The 24269-nt window shown below is 71.3% G+C and carries 20 protein-coding genes; 9 read left to right on the top strand and 11 right to left on the bottom strand.

What is annotated here, in order from left to right:
- Positions 1 to 4: 4 nt before the first annotated feature.
- The 3 genes from ACSHV8_RS21580 to ACSHV8_RS21570 all read right to left on the bottom strand — a co-directional run bounded on the left by ACSHV8_RS21580 (position 5) and on the right by ACSHV8_RS21570 (position 2577).
- Positions 5 to 700: a hypothetical protein gene (locus ACSHV8_RS21580; protein ID WP_436535549.1), complete on the bottom strand. Its 696-nt coding sequence runs from the start codon at positions 698 to 700 to the stop codon at positions 5 to 7.
- Positions 701 to 772: 72 nt separating this feature from the next.
- Positions 773 to 1441 (bottom strand): response regulator, encoded by a 669-nt coding sequence (locus ACSHV8_RS21575; protein WP_436535548.1) that lies wholly within the window; start codon positions 1439 to 1441, stop codon positions 773 to 775.
- Entirely contained in the window at positions 1411 to 2577 is a 1167-nt protein-coding gene (locus tag ACSHV8_RS21570) for a sensor histidine kinase (protein ID WP_436535547.1), read from the bottom strand. Before ACSHV8_RS21570 ends, ACSHV8_RS21575 begins: the two co-directional genes overlap by 31 nt.
- Positions 2578 to 2707: 130 nt before the next feature.
- On the opposite strand from ACSHV8_RS21570, the gene ACSHV8_RS21565 reads away from it, so the two are divergent.
- Positions 2708 to 3352, top strand: a complete 645-nt coding sequence (locus ACSHV8_RS21565) for a class I SAM-dependent methyltransferase (protein ID WP_436535546.1) — start codon at positions 2708 to 2710, stop codon at positions 3350 to 3352.
- On the opposite strand, the gene ACSHV8_RS21560 is transcribed toward ACSHV8_RS21565, so the two are convergent.
- The 3 genes from ACSHV8_RS21560 to ACSHV8_RS21550 are packed head-to-tail and all read right to left on the bottom strand — an operon-like array spanning position 3279 to position 5409.
- On the bottom strand, positions 3279 to 4655 hold the full coding sequence (locus ACSHV8_RS21560) for a serine hydrolase domain-containing protein (RefSeq protein WP_436535545.1): 1377 nt from the start codon (positions 4653 to 4655) through the stop codon (positions 3279 to 3281). The genes ACSHV8_RS21565 and ACSHV8_RS21560 overlap by 74 nt on opposite strands.
- A gap of 42 nt (positions 4656 to 4697) precedes the next feature.
- A complete protein-coding gene (locus tag ACSHV8_RS21555) occupies positions 4698 to 4928 on the bottom strand; it encodes a hypothetical protein (protein ID WP_436535544.1) in 231 nt (76 codons plus the stop codon).
- Positions 4929 to 4941: 13 nt separating this feature from the next.
- A complete protein-coding gene (locus tag ACSHV8_RS21550; RefSeq protein ID WP_436535543.1) occupies positions 4942 to 5409 on the bottom strand; it encodes an ester cyclase in 468 nt (155 codons plus the stop codon).
- 75 nt (positions 5410 to 5484) lie between these two features.
- On the opposite strand from ACSHV8_RS21550, the gene ACSHV8_RS21545 reads away from it, so the two are divergent.
- Positions 5485 to 6378, top strand: a complete 894-nt coding sequence (locus ACSHV8_RS21545) for a LysR family transcriptional regulator (RefSeq protein WP_436535542.1) — start codon at positions 5485 to 5487, stop codon at positions 6376 to 6378.
- Positions 6379 to 6665: 287 nt separating this feature from the next.
- On the top strand, positions 6666 to 7586 hold the full coding sequence (locus ACSHV8_RS21540) for an alpha/beta fold hydrolase (RefSeq protein WP_436535541.1): 921 nt from the start codon (positions 6666 to 6668) through the stop codon (positions 7584 to 7586).
- 17 nt (positions 7587 to 7603) lie between these two features.
- Here the strand turns inward: ACSHV8_RS21540 and ACSHV8_RS21535 are convergent, their stop codons facing one another.
- Entirely contained in the window at positions 7604 to 8473 is an 870-nt protein-coding gene (locus ACSHV8_RS21535) for an alpha/beta fold hydrolase (RefSeq protein ID WP_436535540.1), read from the bottom strand.
- A gap of 48 nt (positions 8474 to 8521) precedes the next feature.
- Here ACSHV8_RS21535 and ACSHV8_RS21530 point away from each other — a divergent pair, with 48 nt between their 5' ends.
- Positions 8522 to 9151: a TetR/AcrR family transcriptional regulator gene (locus ACSHV8_RS21530; RefSeq protein ID WP_436535539.1), complete on the top strand. Its 630-nt coding sequence runs from the start codon at positions 8522 to 8524 to the stop codon at positions 9149 to 9151.
- Here the strand turns inward: ACSHV8_RS21530 and ACSHV8_RS21525 are convergent.
- Both ACSHV8_RS21525 and ACSHV8_RS21520 read right to left on the bottom strand, forming a co-directional pair.
- Positions 9090 to 10052 carry an alpha/beta hydrolase family esterase gene (locus tag ACSHV8_RS21525; protein WP_436535538.1) on the bottom strand — a complete coding sequence of 321 codons (963 nt, stop codon included), beginning with the start codon at positions 10050 to 10052 and terminating at the stop codon, positions 9090 to 9092. The two genes, ACSHV8_RS21530 and ACSHV8_RS21525, sit on opposite strands and share 62 nt — an antisense overlap.
- A gap of 106 nt (positions 10053 to 10158) precedes the next feature.
- On the bottom strand, positions 10159 to 10905 hold the full coding sequence (locus tag ACSHV8_RS21520; protein WP_436535537.1) for an SDR family NAD(P)-dependent oxidoreductase: 747 nt from the start codon (positions 10903 to 10905) through the stop codon (positions 10159 to 10161).
- A gap of 314 nt (positions 10906 to 11219) precedes the next feature.
- Here ACSHV8_RS21520 and ACSHV8_RS21515 point away from each other — a divergent pair, with 314 nt between their 5' ends.
- The gene (locus tag ACSHV8_RS21515; RefSeq protein WP_436535536.1) at positions 11220 to 14696 is read left to right on the top strand and encodes a hypothetical protein; all 3477 of its coding nucleotides are present in this window, start codon (positions 11220 to 11222) and stop codon (positions 14694 to 14696) included.
- Here the strand turns inward: ACSHV8_RS21515 and ACSHV8_RS21510 are convergent.
- Positions 14687 to 15367: a CHAT domain-containing protein gene (locus tag ACSHV8_RS21510; protein WP_436535535.1), complete on the bottom strand. Its 681-nt coding sequence runs from the start codon at positions 15365 to 15367 to the stop codon at positions 14687 to 14689. The genes ACSHV8_RS21515 and ACSHV8_RS21510 overlap by 10 nt on opposite strands.
- A 441-nt stretch (positions 15368 to 15808) precedes the next feature.
- On the opposite strand from ACSHV8_RS21510, the gene ACSHV8_RS21505 reads away from it, so the two are divergent.
- From ACSHV8_RS21505 to ACSHV8_RS21490, 4 genes are all read left to right on the top strand, one after another.
- Positions 15809 to 18658, top strand: coding sequence for a hypothetical protein (locus ACSHV8_RS21505; RefSeq protein WP_436535534.1), 2850 nt, complete (start codon positions 15809 to 15811; stop codon positions 18656 to 18658).
- A 107-nt stretch (positions 18659 to 18765) separates the two neighbouring features.
- Positions 18766 to 19668 (top strand): LysR substrate-binding domain-containing protein, encoded by a 903-nt coding sequence (locus ACSHV8_RS21500; protein WP_436535533.1) that lies wholly within the window; start codon positions 18766 to 18768, stop codon positions 19666 to 19668.
- Between the two features lie 342 nt (positions 19669 to 20010).
- Positions 20011 to 20610, top strand: coding sequence for an RDD family protein (locus ACSHV8_RS21495; RefSeq protein ID WP_436535532.1), 600 nt, complete (start codon positions 20011 to 20013; stop codon positions 20608 to 20610).
- Between the two features lie 174 nt (positions 20611 to 20784).
- Positions 20785 to 22383 carry an FAD-dependent oxidoreductase gene (locus ACSHV8_RS21490; protein WP_436535531.1) on the top strand — a complete coding sequence of 533 codons (1599 nt, stop codon included), beginning with the start codon at positions 20785 to 20787 and terminating at the stop codon, positions 22381 to 22383.
- Here the strand turns inward: ACSHV8_RS21490 and ACSHV8_RS21485 are convergent.
- Positions 22354 to 24264, bottom strand: a complete 1911-nt coding sequence (locus ACSHV8_RS21485; RefSeq protein ID WP_436535530.1) for a BTAD domain-containing putative transcriptional regulator — start codon at positions 24262 to 24264, stop codon at positions 22354 to 22356. The two genes, ACSHV8_RS21490 and ACSHV8_RS21485, sit on opposite strands and share 30 nt — an antisense overlap.
- Between the last annotated feature and the right edge of the window lie 5 nt (positions 24265 to 24269).

Genomic DNA, 24269 nt, shown 5'->3' with positions numbered 1-24269 from the left:
TGCTTTATTGACCGCCGAGGCTGCCGACGCCCTTGGCGATCACGAGGACGGAGATGACCAGGGCGGACGTCGACTCGATGCCCATGAGGATCTTGGCGCGGGACGACAGGGGCATCGTGTCGGTCGGGCTGAACGCCGACGAGTTGCTGAGCGACACGTACAGATAATCGATGATCGCCGGCACCCAGTCGCTGACCTTGCTCGATCCGGCCTGGACCTCCTCGACCGTGTCGTGGTCCTCGTCCTGCGGGAAGCGGAAGTCGGCCTGCGGCAGTTCGCGCCGGGGCAGGTGGGTGCGGGCCACCGGCCCGCCCCGGTCGAGTTCCCAGAACGCCAGGCCGTAGACGATCACATTGGTCAGCCACACCTGACCGGCGGCGATGAGCAGTTCGACGGCGCGGTCCTCGCCGGTGGTGACCAGTTGCCGCAGCAGCAGGACGAGCGCGACCGCGTTGGCGACGGCGATCAGGCCGACCAGGGTCAGCGCGGCGGCGCGTTCCCACGGGCTGTCCCGGGTCATCCGGCGCGGGTTGACGATGACGATGGCGATCAGCAGGACGACTTCGAGCGCGGGGATGACCAGGCGCGGCCCGAGGATCAGCTGTTCCGGCAGCAGCGCGTAGAGCGCGATCGCCACGACCACGGTCAGGGCGGACGGCAGGCGGGCCTCACCGCGCCGGGCCTTGTTCTGCGACGCCACCGGAGTACCCCACCTCTGAACAGCCGAAGTTGCCGCCCGGCGAGTAACCCATGCGGTGCCCGGCCAAACCTTTCAGGTTCCGGGCCGACTCAGACCGCTTTCGTACGCCATGACGACCGCCCCGATCCGGTCCCGCACGCCGAGCTTGCCGAGGATCCGGCTCACATGGGTTTTCACGGTGGTCTCGCCGAGGTAGAGCCGGCCGGCGATCTCGGCGTTGCTCAGCCCCCGCGCGACCAGGCCGAGCACTTCCCGTTCCCGGTCGGTGAGCCGGTCCAGGCGCGGGTCGGGCCGCGGTTCGGCGCCTTCGGTGACGAAACGGGCCAGCAGCCGCCGGGTGACCGACGGCGACACCATCGGGTCGCCGCGGAGCACGCCGCGGATCGCCACCAGCATCTCGGCGGCGGGCACGTCCTTGACCAGGAAGCCGTCGGCGCCCGCCCGCAGCGCCGCGAACGCGTGTTCGTCCAGGTCGAACGTGGTGACCATCAGGATCCGGGTGGCCGGCAGCGCGGCCCGGATCCGGGCCGCCGCGGTGATCCCGTCGACGCCGGGCATGCGGACGTCCATGAGGACGACGTCGGGGCGGTGCCGGGCGGCGGCGTCGATGGCCTGGAAGCCGTCGGCGGCCTCGCCGATGACGGTCAGGTCGGGCTGGCTGTCCACCACCATGCGCAGCCCGACCCGCATCATCTCCTGGTCGTCGCAGATCAGGACGCGTGCCGCTGGCTCGTCGAACATTCACTGATGCTGCCGGGGGTCGCCTGTGAGGGGGCTGTGACCGGCGGGTCGAGCGGCAGCGTGGCGTGCACCCGGAATCCGCCGCCGGCCCGGGGCGCCGCGCCGAGCGTGCCGCCGAACATCGCCACCCGTTCGCGCATCCCGGCCAGGCCCCGCCCGGACGACGGCAGCCGCGCGGTCGCGACACCACCCTCGTCGCACACTTCGATCCGGATCGTCCGACCCGGACCGGGCTCACCGAGATCCACGGTGACCTGCACCTTCGCGCCCGTTCCGGCGTGCTTGACCACGTTGGTCAGCGCTTCCTGAACGATCCGGTAGACCTGCACCACGGCCCCGGCCGGCACGTCCTCACCACTTCCCAGGACCCGCATCGTGGTCCCGCCGACCGCTTCCGCGAGCCGATGCAGATCATCAAGAACCGGCTGAGGTACGGACATGGAACCGTCAGTCCCCAGCACCGCCAGCAGACGTCGCAGTTCGGTCAGCGCCTGCCGCCCGGTCGTACTGATCAGGGCGAGCGTCCGGTCCACCGCGTCCGGGTCGGCATGGCGCATGAGCTGCGCGCCCTCCGCGTTGACGACCATCACGCTCACGCTGTGGGCCAGCACGTCGTGCAGTTCCCGGGCGATCCGCGTGCGCTCCTCGGCCGCCGCGACCCGGGCCAGCGCCCGGCGTTCGGAGTCGGCCAGGTCGGCCCGCCGCTCGACCGAGCGCAGGTAGGCCCGCCGGACCCGCACGTACTCGCCGAGCAGCCCGGCCGTGACCAGCGACAGGCCGTAGGTCAGCGCACTCCAGCCGTCGGCCGACCACACGGCGAAGAACCCGGCCGCGACCGGGGCGACGATCAGGGCCGCCCGCCGCCGGCCGCCCACGACCAGGGTGTAGATCATGACCGGCAACGACAGGTGGGCCAGGGGAAGATGCCCGGCCCAGGCGTGGGCGAGCAGCCCGAACCAGGCCGCGGCGAGCACGATCGCGGCCATCGCCTCCGGGTGCCGGCGCCGCCCGAGCAGCGGCAGGACCAGCCCGGCCAGGACCAGAGCCTGAACCCAGAACGGGCGTCCGGCCGGTGGGGCCACGACCGCGGGCGCGGCCAGACCTACGGCCAGCAGCGGATTGACGAGGGGGCGCACGGGCCGACGTTATCGGTCACGGCGGGCCGGGGCGTCCATCCGTACGGCGACATCGGTCCTTCTCCAGGAGGACGACAGCGGCCCGGCGGCAGGACGAGCGGCGACGATCATGGCTCCTAGCGTCCCGGTCATGTCCATCCTCACCGCATTCCTGCGCCACCCGCTGCTGACCGGGGCGGTCGCCGCCAGCTCACCCGCACTCGCCCGGATGATGACCGCCGGTATCGGCCCTGAGCAGGCCCGGACCGTCGTCGAACTCGGGCCCGGGACCGGCGTCTTCACCGACGCGATCCGGCGGCGGGTGGCCCCGGGCACCCGGATCGTCGCCGTCGAACTCAACGGTCACCTCGCCGAGCAGCTCACCCGCCGGTACCGCGGGGAACCGGTGGAGATCGTCCACGGGTCCGCGACCGACCTGGCGACGCTCGTCACGGACCCGGTGGACGTGATCGTTTCCGGTCTGCCGTGGACGGTCATGGCCGAGCCGGTCCGGCGGCGGATCCTGGACGCGGTCACCACGGTTCTCGCGCCTTCCGGCGTTTTCACCACTTTCGCGTACGCCCACGCGGCCTGGACGCCGCCCGGACGCCGATTCGCGGGGCAGCTGCGGGAACGGTTCGGCGTCACCGGCACCAGCCGCGTGGTGTGGCGCAACCTGCCGCCGGCCTTCGTGCACCAGGCGTCGGTGCCGCTCCGCCCGGTCAGCCCGCCCGCCAGCCGGCCGGATCCACACCGCCGGGAACAGGCGCCGCGGGGTCGTAGGGCCGGCGGGTGAACACGAAACTGCCGAGGTCGAGGTGGCTGACCGCGCCCGCGGCGTCACGCTCGACGCGCAGCCGCTCACCGGCGAAGTAGCCGCTCAGGCCCACCCAGTCGCCGTCGCCGGCCGGACGCAGCCGGGTGCCGCGACCGCCCCCGGCGATCGGGCCCATCTCCACGAAACCGTCGGCCGCCGGGCGCAGCACCCAGGGGGACGGCCCCCAGTACCAGGGACCGGCCAGCTCCAGCACCTCCGGATCGACCGAGGGCAGCGGCCGCCACGGCGCCGGGATCGTCGGCTCCCGCTCGGCGACCAGGCGCAGCAGGTCGGCGGCGATGGTGGGGACCGGCAGGCCCGCGGTCACGTTGCTGAGCACGACGACACCGAGCGCATCGTCCGGGCTGATCCACAGGGTGGAGACGAAACCCGGCATCGAACCGGTGTGCCCGGACAGCACGTGCCCGTCGCGGCGCATCAGCTGCATGCCGAGCCCGTAGCCGCTGTCCCAGGAAGCCGCCTCGGGCGGACTGGCCGGCGCGCGCATCTCGGCGACCGAGGCGGCGCTGAGCACCCGCTCGTCGCCGTCGAGCAGGAACGCGGCGAACGTGGCCAGGTCGGCCGCGGTCGACCACAGCTGACCGGCCGGGCCCATCCGCCCGGCGTCGACCGCCGGCTCGGGCAGCAGCACGTCGGCCCACGGGTGCACCGCCCAGCCGTCGGCGTGCGGCGCCACCGGCAGCAGGGTGGTCCGGGCCATCCCGAGCGGCTCCAGCACCTCGTCGCGCAGCACCTCACCCCAGGCCCGGCCGCGGATCCGCTCCACCAGCGCGCCGACCAGCGCGAAACCCGGATTCGAGTAGTGGTGACGTTGGCCCGGCGGCAGCACGTACGGCTCGGCGGCCAGCACGTCGGACAACTCGGGCCGCAGCGTGCCCGGGGTGCGCTCCCACCACGGGCCGGGCGTCTCGGCGGCCAGGCCGGCGGTGTGCGACAGCAGCCCGGCGATCGTGGCCTGGCCGGCCGCCGTGCCGGGCAGGTGCTGCTCCAACCGGTCGGTGAGCGCAAGTTTGCCCTCGTCGCGCAGGCGCATCACCAGCACGGTCAGGAACGTCTTGGTGAGCGACCCGATCCGGTACTGGACGTCGCCGTCCGGCGTCCCGCCGCCCACGCTCCCGCGACCGTCCAGCCACACCGGGCGGCCGCCGCGCACGACAGCGGCGACGATCGACGGAGTCCGGCCCGCGACCTGGGCGGTGGCCAGCCGGTGAAGCAGCGCACGGCCGGTTTCCGGCAGCAGAGGCGTCGAATCCTGAGACATGCCGACCAACCTACCGGCCAGTTGATCGCGCGCCCTGCACGGCTATTCGGCCGTGACCGCGGTCGCCGGGTGGCGCAGGGCGAGCGTGGCGTGGACCTGGGCGAGCTGCGTCGTCGCGGTGAGCATGGCCAGGTCGGCGCCGGGAACGTACGGCTCCTCGGAGTGATCGTCCTCGTTGATGTTGGTCTGGTAGTCGACCAGGCAGATCTGGTAGAGGCGTTCGGCCTCAGCCGCGAGTTCGGCGGCGCGGGCGGCGTGTTCGTCAGCGGTCATGCTGATCATGGTGTCATCCCGGCTGTCCGGGATCGGTCTCGCCGGCGCTCAGCTCGCGCAGCAGGCTGCGGTTGTCGGTGTGCACCCATTCCTCGACGAGGCGCCCCTGCTCGTCGAAGCGGAAGATGTTGAGCAGGTCGAAGACGATCCGGCGGCCGTTCGGCGGCAGCGGCCCGGCCGGCGACTGGGTGAACTCGCCGACGAAGGTGCCTTCGATCCAGGTCTGGCAGGCCATCCGGTCGCCTTCGGCCACCACGATGCCGCGGCGGATCGAGCGGTTGTCGAAGGCCGCGCGCACCGATGCGAAGTAAGCGGTGAGGCCGGCGTAGTCGGATTCGAAGCCGTCCGGGCCGTGGAACCGGAACTTCTCGGTGTCGAAGTAGGTTCCGACCTCGTCCGGGTTCTCGCCGGAGACTTCCAGCTCGCCGGCCCGGACCAGGCGGGCCACCAGTTCGTCGCGGGTGTACTTCGGTGTCGTCATGCTCTCCACCCTGACGCGCCCCGGCCATGCTCTCCAAACACGTTCCGGACTGCTGTCCATGCGAAAATCGCATGCATGACCGAGTTCACCCTGGTGGGGCTCCGCGTCGTCCAGCAGGTGGCCGTCTCCGGTTCGTTCACCCAGGCGGCGGAGCTGCTTGGCTACACCCAGTCGGCCGTGTCCCGGCAGGTCGCCGCGATGGAGGCCGCCGCCGGCGCACCGATCTTCGAGCGCGGGCGCCGCGGGGTGAAGCTCACGGCGGCCGGCGAGGTCCTGATCCGGCGGGCCACCTCGATCCTGGCCGACGTGACCGCCACCGGGCAGGAGCTGGCCGGGCTGCGTGACCGGCTCGCCGGCCGGCTCACGGTGGGCTCGTTCCCGGCCGCCGCCATGGCCCTGGTCCCGCGGGCCCTGGCACGGCTGCGGGCCACCCATCCCGGTCTCGCCGTGCAGTTCGTCGAGGCGTCGACCCCGGCGCTGCTGCGCCAGTTGCGCGCGAAGCGGCTCGACGTGGCGGTGATCGGGGTCGGACACGGCCTGCCGGACTACGACCTGGCCGACCTGCACCGGACCACCGTGCGGTCCGGGTCCCTACTGGTGGCGGTCGGCGAGCAGCATCGGCTCGCCGACCGCCGGGAACTCACGGTGGCCGACCTCGAGGACGAGCCGTGGATCGTCGGCGCCGGCGCGGCCGGCGAACCGCAGTTCGGCGCCTGGCCGACCCTGTCCGAGCCGACGGTCGCGCACTCCACCCGTAACTGGTCGACCCGGCTCGGCCTGGTCGCGGCCGGACTCGGCCTCACCGTCGTCCCGGACCTGGCCGTACCGGCCCTGCCGGGCGGAGTCCGGACCATTCCGGTCACCGGCAGCCGTCAGTCCGGCCGCGCCACGGTCGCGGTCACCCGGGTCCAGCCGTCGGCGCGTGCCCGGGCGCTGGTGTCGGCGCTGCGGGACGAAGCCGCACCCTGATGATGCTCCCGCGGGTCAGCGCCGCAGCCAGGCCAGCAGATCAGGGTCCGCGAGGCCAGACCGGTTCGGGGACGTCCAGGTCGAGGTGCGCGGCGATCCGGCGCATCATGCCGTCCAGGTCGGCCGGCGCGCCGTCCGCTTGTGGGCAGGGGCGCGGTAGGGACAGCCCCCGTGGCGATACTCGGGCTGGCGGTAGCCCGGATCGGGTGGTCAGCGGGATCGGGCGACAGCCGACGGCCGCGAAGACTGATCGGGCCGTTGTCGCTCCCGCGCCCAGAGGAAACGCCATGAACGTCTACACCCCGTCCCGGCTGCACCGGGCGGCCCTCGCTGTTGCTCTTCCCGTGATCGCGGCCGGGGCTCTGGTCGCGTGCAGTGATCCTGCGACGCGGCCGCCGTTGTCGGTTCCCGCGTCGGCCGCACCGGTTGCCTCGGCCGGGACACCGGCGACGGAGACCCACATGATCAACAATAACGGGCATGAGCTGGCGTTCTATGTGACGCCGGGGCACTCGCCGGCCATCGTCCTGGACGCCGGTGGCGGTGAGGACCACACGCAGTGGAAGGACCTGGTTCCGCAGCTGTCGGCGGCGACCGGATCGGAGATCATCACCTACGACCGGGCCGGGATGGGCGCCAGCGACGAGGTGAAAGGCGCGTGGGACGTGCACGCGGCCGTGTCGGACCTGCGGGCCGGCCTCACCGGACTGGGCGTCACCGAGAAGATGATCCTGGTGGCGCATTCTCAGGCCGGCGAGGTGGCGACCTATCTCGTACGGGAAAATCCGGGTTTGGTGTCCGGTGCGGTGCTGGTGGACGCGAGCCTGCCGCAGTTCTCCACCGATGAGCAGATCGCACGGGTGGTGGCGGCCGGCACGGCGCAGATCGCGGCGTCGAGGTCGCAACCGTCGACGCAGCAGTCGCGTCAGCTGATCGCCACGGCGCAGAACTACGGTCCCGCGCACCGGGCGTATCACCAGGTCGCGTGGCCGGACAGCGTGCCCGCCACGGTGATCGTGTCGGAGAAGACCCCGTTCGACGGGTCGCCGCAGGACGCCCAGCACTGGCGGGACGCGGCTGCCGAGTTCGTCAAGGCCGGGCCGGGCCGAACCCTGGTCACCGCCGTGGGCAGCTCCCACGAGATTCCGCAGGACCAGCCCGACCTGGTCCGGGCCGAGATCGAGAAGATGGTCGCCGCGCACGGCTGACCCCGGCCCGGTGTCACTCAGCCTTCGGCCTCGGCGAAGGCGACGATCCGGGCGGCGAGCCCCTCGGGATTCCGGAGGACCACGTCGTGGCCGGCCTCGGGGATGATCTCGACGACGGCGTGCGGCATCCGGGCGGTGATCGTGGCCGCGACCTGCCGGGCGTCGTACAGCTGGCTGTGGCCGCCGAGCAGCACCAGCGTGGGCGCCGTGATCCGTTCGAGGTCGCCGTCGGTGAACGGGGTGGGCAGGATGTGCCGGCGCCGGAAGCCGAAGGTGGCCTTGACCAGCGGCATGGCGTCGTCGTCGCGCAGCGTCACGTTGCGCAGCGGCCCGGCCAGCGCGTGCCGGACCGGCCGGGGCGTGAACGAGGTGAGCCCGCACGCGATCATCCAGGCGATGAACTTCGGGCTGACCTTGCCGAAGCCGCCCGGGTCGAGCAGCGCGAGGCCGGCGACGGTCTGCGGCGAGCGCATGGCATGACGCAGGGCGACCCATCCGCCGTACGAGGTGGCGACCAGGTGCGCCCGGCCGACGCCCAGTGCGGTGAGGACCTCGTCGAGCCACGCGGACCACTCGTCGCCGCTGTCGATGGCGCGGGTCTGCACCGACGGACCGGGCTCGCCGACCGGGTCGATCGCGATGACCGGCCGGGACGCGGCGAGCCGGGCGACGTACGCATGCCACATCAGCGACGGCCCGCCCGAGCCCGGCAGCAGCACGAACGGAGCCTGCTCGCCGGAGCCGAGCCGGTGCACGCGGGTCGTGCCGAAGCTGGTGTCCACGTCGGAGCTGACCGACGTGGACGGCCAGAGCCGGGTGACGAGGTCGTCGTAGACGTCGAAGAAACGAGTGCGGGCCTGATCGTTGCGGAACTCGCCGATCGGCATCACGGCCTCCGTCCAACGCTTTTGTTGATACCACCGTATCATCAAGGCGTGCCGAAACGCGTGGACCATGAGCAGCGACGGCGGCAGATCGGCGAGGCCCTGCTGCGGATCGCCACCACCCGCGGCCTGCAGTCGGCGACCATGCGCGAGGTGGCCGCCGAGGCCGGCGTCTCGCTGCGGCTGGTGCAGTACTACTTCCACACCAAGGAGCAGCTTCTGGTGGCCGCGCTCGCCTACCTCGCCGAGCAGCTCGCCGCCCGGGTGTCGGCGAGCATCCGGGCGCTCGGCAGCCCGGTCACCGCCCGCAACGTCGTCTACGGCACGCTCACTGCCGCCCTGCCGACCGACGAGGAGAGCGTGCGGCTGACCAGGGCCTACACCGGCTTCTACAGCCTGGTGTTGAGCGAGCCGGACCTCGACAAGCGGCCGGGCGCCAACTACCCCGACCGGCTGGAGGCGATGCTGGCCACGCACATCGCCACCGCGCAGGAGGCGGGCGAGGTCGCCGCCGACGTGGACCCGGCCCTGGCCGCGGCCGCGCTGCTCGCGCTGACCAACGGCCTGGGCTCCAGCGTGCTGGGCGGCCAGCGCGACGGCGCCGCCGCCCTGCGGATCCTCACCGACCAGCTCGACCGGCTGTTCGGCGCAGGCGGTGCTCACGGAAGAACTTCCAGATGATCGGCGTCGCGTCGATCACCGTGGGGGTGGCCGAGTCCGGGTTGGACGTGGTGCTCGGCCAGGTATGACCCAGCCCCTCGATCCGGTAGTGCACGACCGACGCCGCACACCCACGCCACACGGAACGGGTCACTGCCGGGACCGGCGTGCTGGTGACCGGGCCGCCGGTGCACCGGTTGCGCGCCGCCCAGTCCGCCAGCCATGTCGGGATGGGCGGGAGTCCTTTCGCGGGATTCCCGTCGTACGGAATGGTGGTGTCGGCCGACCCGTGGAACTCGATGACCGGCGTCGGCCGGGTCGGGGTGCAGGCACCGCCCTGCGGATAGAAGGCGCCACTGACCTGCGCGGACGCCGCGATCCGGCCGGACAACCGGCAGGCCAGCACGCCGGCGAAGCCGCCACCGTTCGACTTGCCCGAGACGTAGATCCGCGACGGGTCGACACACAGCTGCCGCTGCAACTGGTTGAGCAGGTCGCTGGTGAACAGCACGTCGTCCACGCCGGACGAGTAGGGCGCACCCTGGAACGAGGGCTGGCCGTCGGTGCCGATCGTGCCCTGCGGGTAGGCGACGATCGCGTCCAGCCTGTCCATGCCGGTGAGTTCCTGCTGGTACTCGCTGGTCCGGGTGCGCCCGTGGAAGGACAGCACCACCGGCATGGCCCGGCCCGGCCGGTAGCCGGACGGCAGGTGCAGCAGATACGTCCGGGTGAGGCCGCCACTCACGACGGTCCGGGTGACCGCCGCACCGGGCGCGGCCGGCGGGCGTTTTCCGCAGCCGGTGGTGCGCACCGGGCGGTCGACGACCCGGCCGGTGTCCGCGGGCGATGCGGCGGCCGGGGCGGCGAGGCCGGCCGCCAGCACGAGTCCGGCGGCCGGGATCACGATTCTTCGTCCGTACACGGGAAGGGCTCCTCTCGTCAGTAACCGAGTGCCCTTCACTGTGCTTTCCGATTAATCGGGGATTACCTTTGTGGTCATTCTGTCATCGACGGGTATCGAACTGCGGTCAGACCGCGGTGCGCCCACCGTCGACCGGCACGACCGCGCCGTGCACGAACGACGCCTCGTCCCCGGCCAGGAAGACGATCGCCGCCGCGATCTCCTCGGGCGCCGCCGCCCGGCCCGCTGGCGCGGCGGCGGCGAGATTACCCAGGCTCTCGCCGAGGACCGCGGTTCCCTCGGTACGGGTCGGCCCCGGGCTGACCGCGTTGACCCGCACGCCGCTCGGCCCGAACTCGGCCGCCCACGACCGGGTCAGCAGCCCGATCGCGGCCTTGCTCGACCCGTACAGTCCCATGCCGGCCAGACCGAACTCGGCGACCATCGTGGTCACGTTGACGATCGCGCCGTGACCGCGTTCGGCCATCCGCGGCGCCAACTCGGCGACCAGGAAGTACGGCACCTTCACGTTCAGCGCGTACACCTGCTCGAACTGCTCGCCGGTCATCTTCTCGGTCGGCCCGAACGGGAAGATCCCGGCACTGTTGACCAGGATGTCGATCGGCCCGGCGAGCCGCTCCGCGGTGGCCGCCAACTCCCGCGCGGACCGCTCGCCGTCCAGGTCCACCGCGACGAAGTAGGCCGAACCCCCGGCCTGCTCGATCTGCCGCACCGCCCGCTCGCCGCGCTCGGCGTCCCGCCCGGCGATCACCACCGTGGCTCCCCGCGCGGCCAGCGCGACCGCGGTGGCCCGGCCGATGCCGCTGTTACCGCCGGTGACCAGGGCCGTCCTACCGGATAGTGCAGTTGCCATGTTCGAACACCTTCTCTGTCCCGCAAGCCCCGGGCGGGACTCGCGGAAGGTGTAAGCGACCGGCCCCGGCCCGGCCATCCCGCCCGCGATAAGGCCTCCTTATGAGCCGTCATCAGAGGTAGTGGCCGGCGTATCGCCGTTGTCTGTCCGGCCGCCCAGCCGGTTTCGGCCCGGAAGTCGGCGGTGTCGGCATCCCCGAACGTACGGGTAAGAAGAGACGGAAGGGCCGCACCGTTCCACACTGGTGAATGCGATTCTCGCATTCAGACCAGGCAGGGGGTGCGGTCATGGATGTCGACCATGTAGTTCGAGCCATGGGAACCGGGCGATGGGGTGCCGTCCGTGACGCCGTGCTCGACCGGGTCGATGCCCCGGACCGCGACGAGACGGCCCGGATGCTCGACCGGGCCGCCGACCTGGTGTCGGCCGCCACCGACCAGGACGCTGCCCGGCGGAATGTCGCCGCCGTGCTGGAGATGGACGCCCGCCTGCGACGCGCCAGGGCCGTCGGCGACGGCCAGGTCTTCGCGGTGCAGGAAGGGGACCTGCACCTGCACGCCGGCGACGAGGTTCCCCGGCCGCCGCGACGGGATGCGAAGGAGCCGCCGAGAGGCGAAGGCAACCAGCTGAACACGGGGGCGTTCGTTCACAGCGTCCGAGGTGCTGACATGCACGTGTTCGGGACCAGCGTGCCGCTCTACACGGTGCGGCCGTGGAGCCGCTCGGAGCCCGTCGATCCCGAGACCTTGCGTGGGCTGCCCAGCCAGGCGCTCGACAGCCGGAACCGCGTCGTCCGGTTCACCGGGCGGTCGGCGGACCTGCAGGAGCTTCGCACGTGGCGGGACAGCGCGGACCCGTTCGCCGTCCGATGGCTCTTCGGGCCGGGCGGACAGGGCAAGACCCGCTTGGCCGATGAGTTCGCGGCCGCATCGGTGCAGGCCGGTTGGCAGGTCGTCGTTGCTGAACACGGGCCGGGCAACTTGGCTGCGCCGCGCGGCCAGCACGATCTGGGCGCCGGCGGCTCGGCGGGCCTTCTACTGATCGTCGACTACGCCGACCGGTGGCCCTTCACCCACCTGATCTGGCTGTTCAGCAACGGGATACTGCACACCGGCGGACCTACCCGGGTGCTGCTCCTGGCCCGCGGCATCGAGATATGGCCGGCCCTGCAGGCGGCGCTGCGGCGCGAGTACAACACGTACCGATTTGATCTGTCCGAACAAGCGTTACCTCCGTTGCCGAACACGCCCGACGGCCGGGAGGCGATGTTCCGGGCGGCCGTCGACGGCTTCGCCCAGGTGTACGGGCTGACCGACCGGGCGGGTGTCGAGCCGGCAGGATCGCTGGCCGATCCGGAGCTGGGACTGACGCTCGCGGTGCACATGTCGGCGCTGGTCGGCGTCGACCTGCGGGTCACCGGCGCCCGCGCGCCCGCCGGCATGCGGGAACTGACGCGATACCTGATCGACCGGGAGCACCTGCACTGGGCGCTGCGTTACGGCGACACGACACACGAGCTGAACCCGTCGGAACGCACGTACCGCACGTCGCCCGACGTCATGCATCACACCGTTTTTGCGGCGGCCCTGACCGGCAGCATGGCCCGGGCCGCCGGTACGGCGCTCGTGGAGAAACTCGACCTGGCCGGGGACGCCGATCGCATCCTGACCGACCACACGACCTGCTATCCACCCGTTTCGTCAAGTGCGCCCGCGGTGCTCGAACCGCTTCAGCCGGACCGCCTGGCCGAGGATCTGCTGGCTCTCAGCACACCGGGGCATGATCTGGCCTACCCGGCCCAGGGTTGGGCGCCCCGCACCATCGGCACGCTTCTGGCGACGCCGCAGATTCTGACCAGGGGGGTCATCTATCTGGCAGCGGCGACGCAACGCTGGCCGCACGTCGGAGAGAGGGCGCTCTACCCGTTGGTCCGGTCGAGGCCGGAGATGGTGGTCCGGGCCGGGAACGCCGCGCTGCTCGCCCTGAACGCGATCGAGGACCTTCCGGTCGATGTCCTGGAGGCGATCGAGAGCGGGTTTCCGCAACGACCCGATCCGGACGTGGACATCGGAATCGCCGCGATTGCCGAACGTTTGACCGACCACCGGCTTGCGGTGACCAGCGACGAGGCCGAACGTGCCCGGTTGCAGCACATCCTCGCCTGGCGGCTGTCGAACGCCGGACGGCCGGATACGGCGCTGCCCCGAATCCGGTCCGCCGTTGCCGGCTTGGCGACACTGATGATGTCCGACATCGTGACCCACGGGACGGCGTACGTCCTGGCCTTGAACGATCTTGCATCCTGCCTCAGCGAACTGGGCCGGGAATCCGAGGCCGGCGAGGTCGTGGAACAGGTCGTCGTCATCTATCGGGCGCAAGGACCGCTGCCGGAGCCGGGTCGCCTCGCGTACGCCGGATCGGTCCGTGGCCTGGCCGCCATCCGTGCCGCCGAGGGCCGTCCGCACGAGGCCATCGACCTGCTCGGCGAAGCCGTCGAGATACACCGGTCGCTGGCCGGCCATCGGATCGACGGCGCGGGCAACGCGGCCGACGAGGTCTATGAGGCCGAGTTGGCGGCCGCTCTCGGCGATCTCGCAGGGCTGCTCGCCACAACCGGCGAGCTTCCCCCTGCGTTGGCGTCGAGCGAGGAGTCCGCCGACCTCTTCCGCGCCCTCGCCCGGCGGAACCCGTCCGCCTACCGGGCCGAGCTGTTGGGCGCACTCATCGTCCAGGCGATGGCCCGTTCGGACAACGGGCGGCCGCACGCCGCGTTGCCGATCATCCACGAGGCCGTGACGATGGCCCGCGAGCTGGCCGAGGTCAACCCCGCGATCTTCGTGCCCCCGCTGGCGACGGCGCTCAACGACCTCAGCGTGATCCAAGCCGCGGCCGGCGACGACGCCGCATCGCTGGCGCCCGCCGAAGAAGCTCTCGTCCTTCGCCGGCAGCTGGCCGCCCGGAACCCGGACCTGTTCCTACCCGCTCTGGCCGGCACCCTCCTCAACAACGGTGCGGCGCTGTTCTCGGTCGGGCGCCTCGCGGAGGGCGTTGAGCGCTTGAGAGAATCGGTCGCCGTTCACCGGGAGCTGTGCGAAGCCAACCCGATGGCTCACCTGAACGGATTTCGGTCGGCCGCCCAGGTGCTCGACCAGATGCTCATGCACTCCCAGCGGTTCCCGGAGGCGGCCCTCGCCCGCCGGGAGAACGAAACGGCGGAAGAACGATTCGCCGAAGTGGTGCAGCAGGTCGAGCACGATCTCGAAGGTCGTCGCCCGTCCCTGCTGGACGGCGCACTGCTGGCCGCCTCCGCCCGGCCATGGGACGGGAACCTCGCGAACATCGTGCTGCTGGCGCTGGAGTGGGATCACACCGGTGCGACGGCGATCGTGCTCAACGTCGCGTCGCCCAACTCGCTGACGGTGGTCTTCCAGGGCGCGGTTGCCCACTGGGCTCCGGCGGCGGCCGATCCGGCCGTTCTGTTCTGGGGCGGATCGGAGCAGGACACAGCCTTTTGTCTAGGGTTCCTGCGGCCCGGGGCGACCCCGGTCGACGGCATGAACCACATTTTCGGCCCCTTGTTCACGGTCCCTCTCGACGGCGACCCGGCGACGATCATGCCGTTGCTGGAGACCCTACGGATCTACGCCGGCTGTGTGCGCTACGGGCCGGGCGAACTCGACGAGCTCGTGAGACGCGGAGATCTCATCCCGCTGCGGCCGGCCACGACCGAGCCGTTCACCGCGGACCCGGAGCGGCTGCACGACGACCTGCTCCGCGGCGGTTACCAGTGATCGGTGGGCGCCGCGCCGGGCCGGGTGATCAGCTCCGGCACATCGTGGTCGGGCATCCCGTGCAGCATCAGCGCGATCTTTCCCTGGTCGAAGGCCTCCGCGACCGAACGCCCGAAAGCCAGCGCCGAATAGAAGGATGCGGCGAAAACGGTGGCCGACCGGTCGTCGATCGGTTTGTTCATGCCGACGACATGGTCGATGTGCCGGGCTATCGCCTGCGCCTGAACCGCGGAGTAGCAGGCATTGAGAACGACGACGCGGACGTTGTCCTTCATGACCTGAAAGAGCCGGGCGAGTGCATCCGCGGTGACGGGCTGAGAACGCCCGTCGGCCGATGACAGCACGATCTCGCCGGCGGCGGCACCGTGCCCACTGAAATGGACGATCTGCGGAGCCTGTTCGTTGAGCTGCTGCAGAAGGTCGGCCGGACGGACCGCCCAGCGGGTCACGAATTCGAAGGTGTCCCGGTCGCGGGCCAGCCGAAGCTTCTCGGTGATCTCCCGCGCCTCGGTGTCGAGCGCGAGATGGGTGGTGCCGGCCGGGTTGGCGGCCAGGAAGAGGATCCGGATGCGCGGCTGACCGTGCTGGACGATTCGTCCGTCCTGGACGCCGTAGACGACGCCGCCGGCACCGGCCGTGTTGTGCTGGATCCAGGTCGGGGAACCGTCCATGCCCACCTCCGTCGCGGCCGGCCTTCCCGCGAAGCTACCAGCCGAGTGCCATGGGGCGGGCCCGGCCGGCACGGCCGGGCCCGCAGGATTATCGTCAGCTCGACATCAGGTGTTCGAGGATCTTGGCGGTGATGGCTCGGACTGCGCCGGAGACGACGCCGGTGATGGTGGCGAGGGCGATTCTCTGCCGCCACGTCCCCGTCTCGGATGGTTGAGGTTTCACTGTGCGCTCCCGTCACGGGTTCGGGCGGGAGGAGCCGGCCGGTTCTCCCTGTGACAGCTCCATCAAGCGCCGTCGGCCGACGGTTCGGCACCGGGTCGGCAGCAAGCCGAAGGGCTCAGCGCTCCTCGGACCGGGTCGTGGGCGGCGATGGCACGAACCCGCGGTGCGTCCTACGCTGGTTCGGTCCGGTTCGGTGGATCTCGCCGAAGGGGGTCAGGATGGGCGACACGACTCTTGGTTCGGGTAACGGCGGACCCGACCCGGAGCAGGTGCAGACACTGCCGGAGTTCGCGCTCGCCCTGAATCAGCTTCGGGGTGCCCGCTCGTACAAGGATCTGAACAGAGCTGCTGCGGCCAGCGGCGGACTTCCCGGGTCGACGGTGAGCAACCTGCTGAACGGCAAGTCGGTGCCGGGGCCGGACACGGTGGCCACCTTCCTGACCGCGTGTGGACTGAGCATCGAGGAACAACGTCCATGGCGTGCGGCGTGGGAACGCGTCTCGACAAGCCACCTGCGAGCACCGATGGGAGCGGTCCGGGTACGGCTGGCCCGGCCGAGGGTGCTGGGCGTGCACGGCTCGATTCGTGTTGCCGGCGCGGTCGGAGAGTTACCCCCGTACGTGCCACGGGATGTGGACGCCGAGTTGCGCACGGCGGTCACCGCTGCGGCGGTCACGGGCGGGTTGGTGCTGCTGGTGGGCGGTTCGTCGGTGGGTAAGACGCGAACCCTTTGGGAGGCGGTCAGCGCGGTCCTGGCCGAGTGGTGGCTCCTTCACCCCGCTGACGCCCCGGCACTTGTCGCGGCGGCTGCTCGGCCGATTCCGCGTACGGTGGTGTGGCTGGACGAGTTGCAGCGCTACCTCAACCATCCCGACGGCTTGCCCGTCGGTGTCCTGCGGAGCCTGGTCAACGCCAATACGGTGGTGGTGGCCACGTTGTGGCCGGACGAGTACAGCTCCCGCGCCGCGCCGCGCACTCCCGGCCGGCCGGACCCCCACGCCAACGACCGGGAGCTGCTCGGCCTGGCCCGCACCGTGACCGTGCCGGAGAAATTGAGTCCCGAAGAATTGAACCGCGCCACCAGACTGGCCGCCGACCCGCGCATCCGCATCGCCTTGAACACTCCGGACGCCGGATTCACTCAGGTGCTGGCTGCCGGGCCGGCGCTGGTCAGCCATTGGGAGAACGCTCCGGCCGACCAGTGTTACGGCAAAGCGGTCATCACCGCCGCGCTCGACGCCCGCCGTGTCGGCGCTCCCGCTCCCGTCACCCGCGATTTCCTGACCGACGCCGCACCCGCTTACCTCACGCCCGGCCAACAGGCCACCGCCCCGGCGGATTGGCTTGATCGGGCGCTGGCCTACGCCACCCGCCCCCTGCACGGCGCGGCGTCCGCACTGGCCCCGGTTCCGGCCGGGATGGGCCGTGTCGCCGGCTACCTCACGGCCGATTACCTGCACCAACACGCCCGCGGGGCCCGCCGGACCACGGCGTTGCCCGACCAGGTCTGGCAGGCTCTCGTCGATCACCACCATCCCGACGATGCCGGCCGATTGGCCGGCAGTGCCGAAGGGCGTGGCCGGTCCATCTACGCCGAGGTGCTCTACCGGGAGCTTGCCGCGAGTGTCCCGTACGCCCTTGATGCTCTCGTCGGCCTGATGAAGAGAGACGGCCGTGGCCAGGAGGCGGTCAACGAGATCCGGTCGCTCGTCGAGCGGGGCGTCGAGCACGCCACCTGGAAACTGGTCGATGTCCTGGCCGAACAGGGTGACATCGAGGCCGCCGTAAACATCGCACGGGGGCGCGTTGCATCAGGCGAGCCGCGGGTGATCTGGCGACTGACCAGAGTGATCAATGTGCTGGACGCCGATGAGGCGATATCCCTGATTCGTCCTATCGCGGATGCCGGCGACGTGTACGCCGGCCTGGTACTTGTCCGACTGCTCAACCAACAGGGCCGGACCGAGGAAATCGAAGCTCACCTCCGCCGGCACGCCGACGGGGGTAGTGAGGAACATTCGCGCGAACTCGTGCAGCTTCTCGGCCGCCAGGGCCGGGCCGCCGAATTGCGGGAACGTTCCGAAGCCGGCGATCGCAACGCCTCCTACCGGCTGATCAGGCTGCTGCACGAACAGGGGCAGGTCGACGAGCTGCGGCAGCATGCCGATGCGGGTGACGAGTCCGCAGCCGGGTTGCTGGCCGAATTGCTTGCCGCGCAAGGTGGAAAGGACGAGTTGAGGAAACGCTCCGACGCCGGTGACTTGGATGCCACGTACTGGTTGGGCCGTCTCCTGGAACAGCGTGGACGTTCCGACGAGGCGATCACCGTCCTGCGCGGTCAGGCGGAGGCCACCGAATGGCGCAGCGTGGGTGTCACCATGCTTTTGGCCAGGATCCTCGCCCGCCAGGGGCGCGTGGAGGAGGCGATGACCATCCTGCGTCCGCATGCGGCGAACCCGGACGCCCACCCCAACGACCAAGGAGCCGCCCGCCTACTGGCCGATCTTCTCGTCTCGCAGGGACAGGTCGACGAGTTGCGGCAACGCGCTGACGCCGGCGACGAACCCGCCGAGTTCAGGTTGGGCGGGCTGCTGGCCGCGCTGGGGCGGGAGGACGAGTTGCGCCAACGGGCCGACAGCGGCGACGAGATGGCCAGTTATCGATTGGTCGAACGACTCGTCGATGATGGGCGTGCCGACGAGGCGCACACCATGCTCCACGAACCCACCCGAGCCGGCGACCACAGTGCAAGTCGAGACCTCGTCAATCTGATCGCTGCGCGTGGTGTGACCGCAGAAGACGTAGCCGCCTTGCGGGACGTCATCGAGTTCGAACACCTCAACATATCCGCCGCCGTGCTCCTGTCCGACTTTCTCCTCAAGCAACGTGACGTCGATGGTTTGCGCGATCTCACCGGCATCACCCCTCCGGGGACGGCGGACCATCGGCTCCTCGATCTGCTTGTCATGGAAGGTCGCATCGGCGAGCTCGAGAGCGAGGTGCACGCGGGCACTTACGGTGCGGCCAGTCGCCTGCGACAGGTGAGGCGGCAGGAAGCCGCCGACTGACGCTGTCCCGTGGCGCCCCCGGCGGGACTCGCGGAAGGTGTCAGCACCGGCCCGGCCCGGCCATCCCGCCCGCGATAAGCCCCGCTTATCGGCCGCTATCAGGGCCGATGTGGTGCGATGCTCGGGTGGATCTCCGGGAGTTCAGGGTGTTTCTGGCCATCGCCGAACAGGGCAGCCTGTCCGGTGCGGCCCGCCGGCTGCGGGTGAGCCAGCCGTCCGTGTCGCAGACCGTCGCCGCCCTGGAGCAGCAGGTCGGCGCCGAGCTTCTGGTCCGCAGCAGTGTCGGCGTGCAGCTCACCGAGGCGGGGGCGGTGCTGGCGGCCGAGGCCCGGGCGGTTCTGGCCCGCTACGAGCAGGCGTTGTCCGCGGTCGGCCGGTTCGCGCTGGCCGCCGACACGCGGCTGCGGGTCGGCGTACCCCTGGAATTGCCTTCTGATCTTCTGCCGAACGCCTTCACGGAACTCGCCGCGAGCCATCCGCGGACCCGGGCCGAGGTGCGTCATCTGGCGTCGGCCGCGCAGCTCGACGCGCTGCGCGACGGCACTCTGGAGCTCGGGCTGCTGCGCTCGCATCCGCTGGACAGCGACTTCGACGCGACGTTGGTGGTGGAGGAGCCGCTGGGCGTGTTGCTGTCCGCTTCCGATCAAAGATCAAATTCCGCCGGCGTACGGCTGGAAAAGCTCGCCGGTCTCGCCTGGCTCGCGTTCGCCCGGGCCGACAGCCCGCCCTGGTTCGACGAGGTCACCGCCGTCCTGCGCAGCCATGGCGTGCAGCCGGGCCCGGCCGTGCCGCCGGGGCAGTTTCTGATCGCCGAGGTGAAGTTCGCGGCGGTCAGTTCCGGCCAGGCGTTCGCGTTCGCCCCGCGCGGCTGGTCCCAGCCGTTGCCGGCCGGTGTGGCCTGGACGCCGCTGATCGGCACCCCGCTGATCCGCCGGACCTGGGCGAGCTGGCCGGCCGATTCCCGCCGCCGCGACCTCGCCGCCCTGATCACCTACCTCGACCCGGCCTGACCTGTTCGGGGGTCGCCGGCGCCTCGGCAAGAATTCTCTGAGCCGGCACGAAAACGGTGAGTGTTTTTAATCCGGGTCGCATCGTCGTTCTTTTTGCCCGGAAATGCTTTTGCCCCGGGCCGGTGTTCGGCCGCGAATGACTGTCCGCAGTGCGACAGGAGTTCCCCAGAGGCCCTGATCATGGCACCATGTGCGATCACGCGATCTCGCTGTCCTACCGATCAACACATTTATGTCGCTGAGGTCAGGGCAGCGTCCGACAAACGTCAGTACCTGGACGGGAGTGCCCTAATCGGGCGCGTGCGTCAAATAGTGCCAAACTTACGAGAAATGGAAAAGGCAATGAGCAATCCCGATCCCTTCGAAGGGCAGCCCGCCGACAAGCAGGTTCCCCCGCCGCCCCCGCCCGGGTACACCCCGCCCGGTTACGGTCCGCCGCAGTACGGGCAGCAGCCTCCCTACGGCCCGCCGGCGACCGGCGTGGGCCAGCCGGGCACCCTGGTCGACCGGTTCGTGGCGCGGCTCATCGACGGCCTCATCGTCGGCGTCGTGGCCGCCATCATCAACTTCATCCTCGGCTCCATGTCGAACTCCTGGTTCCTCACCAACTTCGTCACCGCGGTGGTGTCCGCGGTTCTCTACCTGGGCTACTTCGCCTACTTCGAGTCCAACCAGGGCCAGACCCTCGGCAAGCAGGTGATGAAGCTCCGGGTCTACGGCCCCGATCACGCCAGCAACCCGACGATGGAGCAGTCCATCCGCCGCAACATCTACATGGGGTTCGGCATCCTCGGCATCGTCCCGGTCGTCGGCGCCCTGATCGGCGGCCTGGCCGAGCTGGCCGCGGTCATCCTGGTCGCCGCCAACATCAACAGCGACCCGCAGCGCCAGCACTGGTTCGACAAGTTCGCCGGCGGCACCCAGGTCATCAAGATCGGCTGATCCTCAACCGGCCGGTGCCCGCGGTGGCGTTTCCCGTGGGCACCGGCCGGCGAGCTACGCCTCGGTGGTCGTCCGCGATCCTGGCGCCGGCCAACTGGAGCCGGCGTCAAGTCGGCGTCCAGTGCGCGGCGGCAGCCTTCCGGGGCGCGACGAGCCGATCCGGAGGACTTCGACATGACCGACAACCCGCCGGGCGGGCCGCGCCTGGACGACGAGCAGTTCCGGCGGCTCGCCGGGTACGGCACCGTGGAGCACGCCGAGACCGGCCGCCGGTTGTACGTCACCGGCGACGACACCTACGACCTGTTCCTGTTGGGTTCGGCGAGCGTCGACATCGTCCGCGAGGCGACCACGATCGAGCCGGAACATCGCGTCTACCAGGGCCGTCCCGGTGACTTCCTCGGCGAGCTGAGCCTGCTCACCGGGCAGCACGTCTACCTGACGGCCCGGGTGGTGTCGGCCGGCGACGTGGTCCGGGTCGGTGCCGCCGGGCTGCGCCGCGTCCTGGCCGAGCAGGTCGACCTCGCCGACGTGCTGATCGAGGCGTTCCGGGCCCGCCGCGACACGATCCGGGCCGCGGCCGGCAACGCGCTGGAGATCGTCGGGCGCTCCGGTGACGTGGCCGCGCGGGACCTGCGTACGTATGTGGCGCAATTGCTGCTGCCCCATGCCTGGTTCGACGCGGACGCGGTGCCCGGAATCGCCCTGATGCGGTCGGCCGGCATCGGCGAGGCCGAGCTGCCGGCCGCGGTCGTCAACGGGACGGTCCTGCGCCGGGCCACACCCGGTGCCCTGGCCGAGGCGCTCGGGCTCACCTACCGCACCGACGGCCGCCCGGCCGACCTGGTCGTGGTCGGCAGCGGTCCCGCCGGTCTGGCCGCCGCGGTCTACGCCGCCTCGGAGGGCCTGGCCACGGTGCTGCTCGACCGTTCCGGCATCGGCGGGCAGGCGGCCAAGAGCGCCCGGATCGAGAACTATCTCGGCTTCCCGCAGGGTGTCAGCGGGGAGAGCCTGACCCGGCTCGCGATGATCCAGGCCCTGAAGTTCGGCGTACGGATCTTCTCGCCGTGCGCCGTGACCGACCTGGATCTGTCCGAGCCGCGCCGGCCCACGGTGCTGCTGGCCGACGGCTCCCGCGTCGAAGCCCGCGCGGTGATCGCCGCAACCGGCGCGCAGTACCGGCGGCTCGACATCCCGCGCTGGGCCGCGTTCGAACGGGCCGGCTGCATCCGGTACGCGGCGAGCGAGCTGGACGTGCGCGGCTACGAGGATCAGCCGGTCACCGTCATCGGCGGCGCCAACTCGGCCGGGCAGGCCGCGCTGTCGCTGGCCGCCCGCGGCGCCACGGTCGACCTGGTCGTGCGCGGCGCCGACCTCGGCGCCCGGATGTCGTCGTACCTGACCGACCGGATCCACAAGCACCCGGCGATCCGTCTGCACACCGGCGCGGCGGTCCGCGACCTGCTCGGCACCGACACCCTGGAGTCGATCGTCGTGGGGCGCGACGGCGCGCGGGCGGACCGGCTCGACTGCCGGGCGCTGTTCTGCTTCATCGGGGCCGATCCGGTCTCGGACTGGCTGACCGGCGTCGCCCGGGACGAACGCGGATTCGTGCGTACGGACGGCCGGTCGGCGCTGCCGTTCCAGACCAGCGCGGCCCGGGTCTTCGCGGTCGGCGACCTGCGCTCCGGCTCGATCAAACGGGTGGCCACCGCGGTCGGCGAAGGGGCCAGCGCGGTCTCGTCAGTGCACGCTGTCCTGGCCGACGACTGACCCCAGCCGGGCCGGCCCGCCGTGCTGGAAACCGGCCAGCACCGACCAGCGCCGATCGAGGACCGTCCGCGCGGTCGGCGGTTCGGCGTCGATCGTCCGGAACAGCTCACCGGCGTACGCGCGAATCAGCCCGTGCAGGGTGAAGCGTCCGTCGCCGTGCTCGGTCACCAGCGCGGCCTCGACCAGTTCGGCCAGCTGCCGGCGGGTCTCGGCGACGTCCTGCCCGGCCAGACCGGCGCAGGCGAGGACCCGTACCCCGGTCGGTGAGGTCGTCGACAGGAACCGGAACAGCCGGGCCGAACCGGCGCTGAGCTGCCGATACGACCAGGAGAAGGCGGTCCGCGGATCCTGGTCGCCGGCGCCGACCGCCAGTGCCGACAGCCGCCGCCCGTCGTCGCGCAGCTCGGCGGCCAGCACCTGCGGCGACAGGTGCCGGTGCGCGGCCAGCCGGGCGCCCACGATCGCCAGGGCCAGCGGCAACCGCCCGCACAGCTCGATCATCTCGTCGGCCGTTCCGGCGGCCGGACGGTTCGGCAGCCCGGCGAGCCGGCGGTTCAGCAACTCCCGGGCGGCCGGTTGATCGGGCAGGTCGACGTGCATCAGGTGGGCGCCGTCGAACGCGGCCAGCCCGGGCAGGGGACAGCGGCTGGTGATCAGGGTGGTGCTCGTCGTGGAGTTCGGCAGCAGCGGACGCACCTGCCCGGCCTCCCGCGCGTTGTCCAGCAGCACCAGGATCTTCTTGTCCGCGGTCAGACTGCGGTACATGCCCAGCCGCGCGTCCACGGTGTCGGGCACCTTCGCCGCCGGAACGCCGAGGGCGTACAGAAGCGATCGCAGGGCCTCGCCGGCGGTGACCGGCTCGTCCCGGTCGCCGCGCAGGTCGAGGTGGAGCCGGCCGTCCGGGAACCGCGCCGACACCCGGTGCGCGAACCGCACCGCCAGGGTCGACTTGCCGACCCCGGCCATCCCGTCCAGGGCCACCACCAGCGGCCCGGATGGCGCGGACAGGCCGTCGAGTGTCGCGAGCTCGGCCGACCGGCCGGCGAACAGCGGCAGGTCCGGCGGAAGCTGCGCCGGGTGCGGGCTCGGCGGTCGCGGCGCCGCGGCCATGGCCGGGGCCACCGACCGGGTCAGCACCCGCCGCTCGGCTTCGAGCAGCGCCGGGCCCGGGTCGATGCCCAGCTCGTCGCCGAGGCGCTGCCGGATCGTCCGGTAGGCGTCGAGAGCTTCGGCCTGCCGGCCGGTGGCGGCGAGCGCCGTGACCAGACTCGCGTGCACCGGCTCGTGCAACGGGCTCATCGTCGCCGCCAGCCGCACCGCGGACAGCACCTCGGCCGGCCGGCCGATCCGGACCGCGATCTCGGTGGCGGCCACCGTCGCGTCGAAGAACTGACTGTCGAACGCCGTGAACACCGCCGCGGCCCGCAGGCTGTCGGCCAGCGCACCGCCGGCCGGTCCCCGCACGAGCCGCAGGGCGTCGGTGTAGTGGTCGAGCGCCCGGTCCGGGACACCGGCGCCCTCGCCGGCCCGCGCATCGGCCAGGTGCCGGTGGAAGGCCCGCAGATCGACCGCCGCAGTACCGGCGACCAGGCGGTAACCGTTGCCGTACCGGAACAGGTACCGGCCGCAGTCACGCGCGGTCAGGTCGGGCTCGAACACCCGCCGTAGGCCGCTGACATACTTGTGGACGATGTTCACCGCGCTCGACGGCGGCGCCGACTCCCAGATCAGATCGATCAGCTCGGAGATGCCCAGCGGCTGCTCGGACGCGGCCAGCAGCAGCGTGAGCAGGCACCGCTGCTGGCGCGGACCGGCATCCAGTTCGGTGCCGCCGCGCCAGAACCGTAACGGCCCGAGGATCTCGAAGCGAAGCGTGCTCACCGTGC

This window comes from Actinoplanes sp. HUAS TT8, from assembly GCF_051380535.1.
Classification (GTDB): Bacteria; Actinomycetota; Actinomycetes; order Mycobacteriales; family Micromonosporaceae; genus Actinoplanes.
The sequence above is the reverse complement of the archived record's forward strand: the minus strand, read 5'-3'. Positions and strand labels throughout refer to the sequence as shown.